The organism is Bifidobacterium sp. UBA6881, assembly GCA_002451435.1.
In the GTDB taxonomy this organism is placed as follows: domain Bacteria; phylum Actinomycetota; class Actinomycetes; order Actinomycetales; family Bifidobacteriaceae; genus Bifidobacterium.
The window spans coordinates 1-8,604 of the sequence record DKCF01000096.1; the positions used below are offsets into that span (position 1 = coordinate 1).

Annotated in this window: 4 protein-coding genes; all 4 read left to right on the forward strand. The window is 62.1% G+C overall.

Translation table 11 applies throughout. From position 1 onward, the window contains the following. Nucleotides 1–2,461, forward strand: a 2,461-nt coding sequence (locus B3C64_RS07560; RefSeq protein ID WP_291534862.1) for a family 43 glycosylhydrolase, incomplete at its 5' end; no start/stop codon positions are given. Between the two features lie 112 nt (nt 2,462–2,573). Then, nucleotides 2,574–6,203 carry a family 43 glycosylhydrolase gene (locus B3C64_RS07565; protein WP_291534864.1) on the forward strand — a complete coding sequence of 1,210 codons (3,630 nt, stop codon included), beginning with the start codon at nt 2,574–2,576 and terminating at the stop codon, nt 6,201–6,203. A gap of 499 nt (nt 6,204–6,702) precedes the next feature. Next, nucleotides 6,703–7,362 carry an orotate phosphoribosyltransferase gene (locus tag B3C64_RS07570; protein ID WP_291534865.1) on the forward strand — a complete coding sequence of 220 codons (660 nt, stop codon included), beginning with the start codon at nt 6,703–6,705 and terminating at the stop codon, nt 7,360–7,362. Between the two features lie 220 nt (nt 7,363–7,582). After that, on the forward strand, nt 7,583–8,557 hold the full coding sequence (locus B3C64_RS07575) for a TrmH family RNA methyltransferase (RefSeq protein ID WP_414632183.1): 975 nt from the start codon (nt 7,583–7,585) through the stop codon (nt 8,555–8,557). Nucleotides 8,558–8,604 lie beyond the last annotated feature (47 nt).

Genomic DNA, 8,604 nt, shown 5'->3' on the forward strand with positions numbered 1-8,604 from the left:
GGTCGGCGACAAGATGCCGGAAAGCCAGATGCCGCTCAACTCGGATAACGGGCGTCCCCGCCACGGCACGGTGTTGGGCGTCACCCGCGCCGAATACCAAGCCATCCTCGAAGCGTACGAGCCAAGCATCGCGGTCCGCACGGTGAACGCGCTCGAATCGCAGACCACACCGGGAACCGCGCCGACGCTGCCGAAGACCGCGCATCTGACGATGGCGGACGGCACCCAGAAGGACGTGGCCGTGGAATGGGACGAGGTGAAGGCCGGCTCCTACGCGAAGCCTGGAACCTTCACCGTGAAGGGCGTCGCGCAGGACGACTCGCGCATGCCGGTCGAAGTGACCGTCACGGTGTCCGAAACATCCTCCGACGTCGCATCGTATGATGGCGGAACCCTCAAGGTCTCCACGGAAGGCACGGTGGTCTTCGCCGAGCCCGATGCCGTGCGGGGATATTCGCGCCGCGCCCTGCTGACGGCGCCCAAGGCCGGAACCGTCGGCATGACGGATGACGGCGTGCGCTACGATGCGCTGGCCGCGGCGGCGGGCACGTACAAGTTCGTCGTGCGTTACGCATCGAAGGACGGAAGCCTCGCCGATGTGACATATACGGCCAACGTCGTGAAGGATCTGGCGGACGCCACGCACCAGCGGGCATCCGCGCACGATCCCAGCATCGTCAAGGAAGGCGACACCTACTACGTGTTCGGCTCGCATCGGGCATGGCTGAGGTCCAAGGACCTGAAGAACTGGGAATCCTTCGAGAACAACCTCTCCACCGACTACGCCGAAATCCTCGCCGAACCATGGGCCGCATGGTCCAGCCAAAACGACAACGCCAACACGGACATCTCCGGCAACATGTGGGCGCCGGACGTGGTGTGGAACAAGACCATGAACAAGTGGTGCATGTATCTGTCGCTCAATGGCGGCGGCAGGAACAACGTGCAGAAATCCATGATCGTGCTGCTCACCGCGGACCACCTTGACGGTGACTGGACCTACGTCGCCCCCGTGGTCTACTCCGGCTTCCGGGACTCCGACGTGGCCGCCACCGACATCGGCAGCGGCGAAGGCAAGGTCGATGGCGTGCTGGACGCCGACGGCAAGGTTCCGGCACGGTACCTCAGCCTCGACGACCGTGGCGTCAACGCCATCGACGCCGACGTGCAGACCGACGACGATGGTTCGATGTGGCTGAGCTACGGCTCCTGGTTCGGCGGAATCTGGATGATGAAGCTCGACCCGGCCACGGGTCTGCGCGACTATGCCACCACATACGGCACCGTCAAGAACGAATCCGACGTGTACTACGGCAGGAAGATCGCCGGTGGGGCGAACAACTCCGGCGAGGGCGCGAGCTACGTCAAACGCGGCGACTACTGGTACCTGTTCGTCTCCATGGGGCAACTCGGCGTCGACGGAGGATACCAGATCCGCGAATTCCGCTCCAAGAACCTGACCGGACCGTACGTCGACCAGAACGGCAACTCGGCCCGCTACGGCACGGTGATCGCCGGCTCGAGCGGATCGGGCATGAACAAACTCGTCAATCGAGGATTGAAAGTGCTTGGATCGGCATCCTATAACGGAATCGCCGAAATCCGCGCCGCGCAAGGAGGCAACGAAGTCTACATCGACGACGACGGCTCCATCTACAACGTGTACCACACGCGTTTCGTGGACCGGCAGCGGAACGAAACCGCCACTGGTTCGGACAACGAGCTGCGCGTGCAGCAGATGGTCGTCTCGCCCGATGGATGGCTGGTCTCCACGCCATACGAATATTCCGGCGCGTTCCGCCAGAAGAGCTCGTACACGGTCGACGAGGTGAGCGGCAGCTACCAAATCGTGGTCAACGATCCGACGCGGACCTATGCCACCAATACCGAACAGGTCTCCGACGAAAGCGCCCGCCTCGCCGACGCCGGCATCGTCCATGCCGCGAACATCGATCTCGCATCGGACGGTTCCGTGTCCGGACAGGCCCAAGGCACGTGGAGCCTGGATGGAAACACGGTGACGTTGCACATCACCGCCAGCACGGTCGGCAACAACGCCAGCGGCATGATGGGCGATTACGCGCTCACCGTCTGCGAACAGCCGAACGAAGTCGGCGGATACGCGCTGACTCTTGCCGGAGTCGGTGGCAACGTGTTCACCTCGGCGGGATCCGACGTGCAGTCCGCAGCCGGAAAGACCTCGGTGTTCGCGGCCAAGCAGACGGCATGGCCGGCCAATGAGGACCCGGACGATCCTTCCGGACCGAATGACCCGTCCCAACCGTCGAACGACGCGAACGGCAACGGCTCCAATGCCCAAGCCAACACGGAATCCAAGAAGGAATCGGCCGCGAGAACGCTGACGTCCACGGGATCCGCGGTGGCGGGCCTTGCCGTGGCGGCACTGCTGCTGGCTGCGGCCGGAACGCTGACCGCCATTCGCCGCAGGCGACGTGGATAGCGGGCCGGGCAACGGTGGGGCCGTCGCGCCATCGGCGGTCCCACCGTTGCCCGATCGCCGCACATGACGGTTTTCACAACGGTTTTCACAACGACATAAGGAGAAACAGCACATGACACGCATCACATGGGCCAAGCGCCTGCTCGGCGCGGCGCTCGCGGTGCCGATGACGATGGCAGGCATGGCATTGGGCGTCACCACGGCGGTGGCGGCCGACACCGTGCCCACCGACCATCTCGTGGCGCAATACGATTTCACGACAAAACCCGCTGACGGCAAAACCGTCGCCAACAGCGCCCCGAACGCCGCATTGGGCGCGGCGACGGTGCAGAACGCATCGGACGGACTGTGGTCGGGCGAATCGCTCACCCTCTCGGGCGGCGCGAAAGACGGATCCGGCGATTGGGTGAAACTGCCGGAAAACATATTGGCGAAGGCCACGTCGGCCACCGTGACCATGGAGGTCAAAGCCGATGCCACCATGCTCGGCAACTTCCATTTCATGTGGAACATCGGCAACAACAGTTCCGACACCGAATACTTCTTCACGTCATTGAACTGCGGATCGGGACGCAACCCCTTGGTCGGCATCAAAGCGAACGGCGCCGAACAACTGGTGCAGTCCGAATCATGCGCGGTCACGGCGGACCGGTGGATGTCCGTCACCGCGCGCATCTCCAACGGGCAGGCGCGACTGTACATCGACGGGCGGCGCGTGGCGTCCGGAAACGTATCCGCGACACCCGCCAGCATCGCCGACCAATCATTGAACACCATCGGACGATCCCCCTGGCCCGACACGCTGTTCAAAGGCTCCGTGGCCAATTTCCGCGTGTACGACAGCGCATTGACGGAAGAGCAGATCGCACGGATCAGCAATGCCGACGCGGCCATCCACGCGGACGAGCTCACCGGATCCGTACTGAACGGACTGGACGTGCCATCCTCGGTCGATGCCGAATACATCGCCCTGCCCACCGCCGGCGGAACGGTGGAATGGAGCTCCTCCGACCCATCCGTCATCGCGGCGAACGGCGTGGTGAACCAACCCTCCAAGGGACAGCCGGCGAAGAGCGTGACGCTGGTCGCGACCACTACCGTACGCGGGCAAACCGCCACCAGAAAATTCACGGTGACCGTGAATCCGACCGATAAAAGCGACGCCGACAGGCTCGCCGACGCCGCGGCCGGCTATGTGATTCCCTCCGTCGTGCGATCCGGCGACGCGCTGCCCAAGGCCGCTGAAGGCACCCATGCGGACGTCACCGCCGTCGACGGCGACATCGCCGTGAGCGATGGCGTCATCACCACCGACGCGGACAAGGCCGCTGAAGGCGCCATCACCGTGAAATTCTCCAAAAACGGCGTGGACGGAACCGTCGTCAAGAAATTCACCGTCAGCGTGCTTCCCGAATCCCAATCACAGGTGATCGCGGCGTACGACCGCAACGCGACCTCGGAAAACGAAGCCAACAACGGCGACATCGCGCATAGCATGCACCTCGCGTTGCGCGGCAACAACGGCGCATACACGCCATACAACGAAAACTACGGCATCTTCTTCGCACGCTGCGCCACCGCGCAACCCGAGAACATGAACACCGTGGACTGCGCGCGCAGCATCAAGGATCCGAGCCTCTTCTACCTGAAGAACGGCGAATTCGGCGTGGTGTCGGTACGCACCAATCGCGGAACCGACGTGGCCGAATCCACCGGAAGCATCCTCGTGGCGACATCCAAGGACCTGCTCTCCTACGATGAAGCGGAAAACTCCGGTTCCATCATCGATCTCGGCGAAACGAACGGCGTGAACGATCCACGCATCACATGGGATTCCGCGAGCGGCGACTACGTCATCTCCTGGAAGGACGACAACGCGGTGGCCAAATACACCACGGCGGCAACGCTCGACGGCAAGAACACGAAACTCGGAAACACCATCATCGGAACCGCGGCCAACGGAAACGCCATGGACGCGTCCACGGTGAAAGGCATCGACGATTTCCGTTCCGGAGCGACCATCCCCGTGTCCAAAACCGTGGCCGACAAGCTCCAAGTGCGCTTCGGACGCATCGCGAACACCAAGGTGACCACCGCCACCAAGGAAATCACGGTGAAGAAGAACGCCACCGAAACTGAGATCAAAACCGCACTGGCAGGCATCGACAAGGCGGAGCTCTCCTATTCGGACGGCTCGACCGGCACGCTGCCCATCAAGAACTGGGATCTCTCCAAAGTCGACACCTCCGAAGCGGGAACGTACGAAGCCACCGGCTCCATCAAACAGACCGAATACCAGATTCCCTTCGCGGAAGACCGAGCCGATCCATCCGTGCAAAAATGGGAATGGACGCATCTGGTCGACGGCAAGGAAGTGACCGAAACCAAGTTCCTGATGATCGCCACCAACGACATCAACGGTGATTGCACCTGGCAGGCGGGTTCTCCGCACATGCCGTTCCGCATGGCCGATTCCATCGAAGCGCTCGCCGACACCCCCGGCGACGCGAACGGACTGATCTCCAACTCCGGCAGCACCAAGGGATACAACCCCAAGGAACACACGCTGCTCAAGGCCGGTGACACCGATGCGGACGGCAACGCCATCATGCACAGCTTCTGGGCTCCGGAAATTCACACCATCAACGGCAGACTGACCATTCTGTTCATGGCCGGCTACGGTAATTCCTGGACGAACGGCCATGCGGTGTACATGCAGCTCAAGCAGGACGCCAACGGATACGATCTCGACCCGACCGATGCTGCCAACTGGGAGAAGCCCGTCACGATTCTGCGCGCCGACGGCAAGGCGCTCGCCACCGATGCGCAGGGCAATGTCGGCATGAGCCTCGATATGACGTATTTCGTGGCAGGCGGCAAGAGCTACTACGCATGGCAGCAGCTTGGCGCAACGTACATCGCCACCGTCGATCCGGCGAATCCGGCGCGTCTCACCTCGACGCCCGTGCGCATCGTCGCTCCGGAATACGCGTGGAACGTCACCATTGCCGAAGGCCCCAACGTGGTGGTCCGCAATGGCAAGGCGTATCTCATCTTCTCCGGTTCGTCCGTTGGAAAGACCTACACCACAGGTCTTGCCGTCGCCGATGAGAACGCCGACCTGACCGATCCGGATAACTGGAATGTGCTCAATTATCCGATTCAGAAGTCCGGACCGTTCAACGGCAAGATGCAGCTTGGCACCGGTCATGGCATGTGGAGCGAGGACGAGGACGGCAACATGCTGTATGTGTTCCATGCATATGCCGACGCCACCGATGGATTCACCAATGTGGGAGGACGCGACACGTTCGTGCGGCGCGTGCACTGGGCTTCCGACGGGTATCCGGTATTCGATATGAGCCAGGACGAAGAGCTCATGGCATCGGCGCATCAGAAGGTCACCGTGAAGGTCGTGGTCGAAGATGAGAAGCAACCTACGGATCCTTCCGGGCCGTCCACGCCTTCCGACCCATCGACGCCTGTGAATCCGGAACCGGGGGCTTCGGGAGGCAATGGCGCCGGCGGTAATTCCACTGGTAACGGCTCCGCTGGCGGCAACACTGCAGGCGGCGATACCGTTGCCGGCTCCGCCGGTGGCAATGCCGATGCGCCTGAAACCGGGATTAAGGGCGATGGAATCGCGGCTACGGGCGTTGCGGTCGCAGGGGTACTTGTTGCCGCTGTGGCTGCCCTGATCGCCGGCATCGCGCTGCTGGCGCATCGCAGGCATCGTGCGTGATCCTTTGTGATGGCGTGCGATGCCGCGGTTGCGGCGTGGCTTGCGTGATGGCGTGCGATGAGGCGGTTGCGGCGTGGCTTGCGTGATATCGCGTTCGCGTGGCGCTGGTCTGCGTGATGCTGTGTTCGCGCGGCGCTGGTCTACGTGACGGCGCGTGGTTTTGCGTGGTTTTGCGTGGCTTATGTGATGCGCATGGTTCGCGTGACTTTTGCGATTCCATATGACACAGCTGCGATACCAGCGATCTCGGGGGCAACCGTTCGGACGGCTCGTCGGCTTCATCGGAATGCGGATGATTCGCATTCTTGATCGCCGATGGGCCGTTCGTCGCAATGGCGAGGTGTATGAGGTGTAATGGCAGGCGTGCGACGTGATAGCGCGAGATGCGGCGGTGAGATCCGCGCCGCAATGACGAAGCGTGCATCGTGATGACGGAAGCGTACGTTGTGGTCATGAAACATGCATCGCAATGACGAGCCGGAAGGATAATCTGGAAGACATGACCGAAGAGAACACTTTCCGCAAGACCAAGCCGGTTGCCGATGCGGCTGGCGGTGCCGCCGCCAAGACGGATTCCGCCGTCGATTTCGCCATGCTCGATCCGCGCGACCAGCTCAAGACGCTGCTGCGGCGCGAAATGAAAGACAAGCCATTCTCGGAATTGTCATCCGTCACGTTCGACCATCGTGGAGCGTCGATCGTCGGGCACATTTTGCTCGACGCCTTGGAGGAAGCCGGATATTCCGTCGATGATTTCGACGCGGTCGGCGCGTTGACCGCGGCTGCGGTGCCGCTGGTCTCGGCCATGATCCAGGCCGCGGCCTCACGCGGCGAGGATTTGGACGGTTTCGTGATGGACTTCGTGTACCCGTCCATCAAGGGGCCGTCGATCGCCGGCAAGCGCGTCGTGCTGCTTGATTCCTGGCTGTCCGAGAAATCGTATGTGCAGACCTCCTCATTGGTCACATTGCGCAACGGCAACGAGCTCAGCCTCGATTTCTCCGTGGTGCGGAACGAAGGCGCGCAGGTGCTGGCGATCGCATCGCTGATCGGCGGCGTCGACATGACCGATCCGAGCATCAAAGTCATCAATCCCGTCAGCGGCGGCGAATCGGAGCTGCCGTTCGTCGAAGTATATAGGGAATCGGAACTTCACTGACATGGCCGCATCGGTGAGCATCCGTCCCATAATCGAGTAACATCAATCAGCGATCGCAGGAGTGAACGTGCACAAGCCCAATCCCATCGATATCGCCGCCAAGGCGTCAGGCGAACCGGTATTTCGTGAGGTGGGCGTCGGACCGTGGTCGGAGACGCATCCCGGAACGCCGCGTCCGGACGACCCCTCGTCGGCGAACTATGACGCGCGCTTTGATCCGGTGCTGCTTGACGAGGGCGATCGGCGCAACGTACTCGACCGATACCGCTATTGGTCGGTCGGCGCCATCAAGGCCGATCTTGACGCGCATGGCCGTCATGATTTTGAGGTCGCCGTGGAGAATTGGACGCACGATTTCAACATCGGGTCCATGGTGCGCACGGCGAATGCGTTCCAGGCCCGACGCGTGCATATCGTCGGACCGCACAAGTGGAACCGCAAGGGCGCGCTGATGACGGAGCTGTATCAGCACGTCGAAAACCATCCTTCCATCACGGAATTGGTGGAATGCTGGAGGCTGCGCATCGCGGGGGAAATCGCCGCCGCGCGTTCCCAAGCCGCTGCGATCGCCTTCCATATGCGGGAATCTGCTGGCGGTGTCGGCGGTGTTGATGATGCTCACGGTGTTGACGGTGTGCTTGGCGTTGGCGGCGCTGATGACGTTCAAGGTGTCGGTGGTGTCGGCAGTGCCTATGGTATTGGTGGCGCTGATGGTGCCGTTGGCGCCAACGGCATTGGCGGTGTCGGTGGTACTGATGGTGTCAATGGCGCTGATGGCATTCAACGTGCCGGTGCCGCCGGTGGCATTGGCGGTGGTGTTGACGGTACTCAAGGTACCAGTGTTGCTGGGGTCGCTGATGGCGTCGAGAATGCATCCGGTACTGCTGGTCGTAAAGCCGTGCAGCTCGCCAGACTGGCTGAATTGGACGCGAAAATCGCGGAGCTTGAGGCGGCACGCGTCATCGCGCTCGACATCGTTCCCGGAGCGGTTCCGATGGAAACCTACCGTTTCCCGAAGCGCTGCCTCATGCTGTTCGGCGCGGAAGGGCCGGGGCTGTCAAAGAAGGCCTTGGAACTGGCTGATGACGTGGTATACATCTCGCAATTCGGTTCGGTGCGTTCCATCAATGCCGGTGCCGCGGCGGCGGTCTCCATGCATGCGTGGATCGCACAGCATGCCGTGCCCCAAGTGTGATTGCGCGACCGGCGAACCGGGTGTTTTTCTCCATCGACTGGGTGTTT